The following is a 556-nucleotide window of genomic DNA, read 5'->3' on the forward strand; positions in this document are numbered from 1 at the left end:
TAATACGCCTGCAGATCTGCTACGCAGACAGCGGGTATGGCGAGGTTCGCCGTCCACGTTTCTCTTTCTTCAAGAAGACAAAAGCCGCATTGACCGGTACCGGAATGGGCCCGTAGCTCAGTTGGTTAGAGCACACGCTTGATAAGCGTGGGGTCGGAAGTTCAAGTCTTCCCGGGCCCACCATTTGCATATGCGAATGAGGGTTTGGGTTGAGACTGTTGGTTGATGCGAATTGTTGCCGCGCCTGGTTGATGAGACCTGGGTGATCGAGCTGGATGGGGCTGTAGCTCAGCTGGGAGAGCACCTGCTTTGCAAGCAGGGGGTCAGCGGTTCGATCCCGCTCAGCTCCACCATTTATTTGCGCTCACGGGTGAGCGGTCCTTCGGACCTACCCTCCGCGAGGGCGCCGAACGATCGGCGACGCGCTACCGCGCTGCACTGGAGAATTGATCCGGCGGCTGCGAATTGTCTTCTTTGAGGAAATAAAAGTTTGCATCGTCCTGCTAAGGACTGATGCCTGTTCTGAATACATTGTGAAGAGAAGATATGTCTGGAA

General features: G+C 55.2%; 2 tRNA genes. Both read left to right on the forward strand.

The annotated features are described in order from the left end of the window. Positions 1-106: 106 nt before the first annotated feature. Positions 107-183: transfer RNA gene (locus FS804_RS24705), tRNA-Ile, on the forward strand. Positions 184-277: 94 nt separating this feature from the next. After that, a tRNA-Ala gene (locus tag FS804_RS24710) sits at positions 278-353 on the forward strand. The last annotated feature ends 203 nt before the right edge of the window (positions 354-556 follow it).

Source organism: Agrobacterium sp. DE0009 (assembly GCF_007680755.1).
Taxonomy (GTDB): Bacteria; Pseudomonadota; Alphaproteobacteria; order Rhizobiales; family Rhizobiaceae; genus Agrobacterium; species Agrobacterium tumefaciens_B.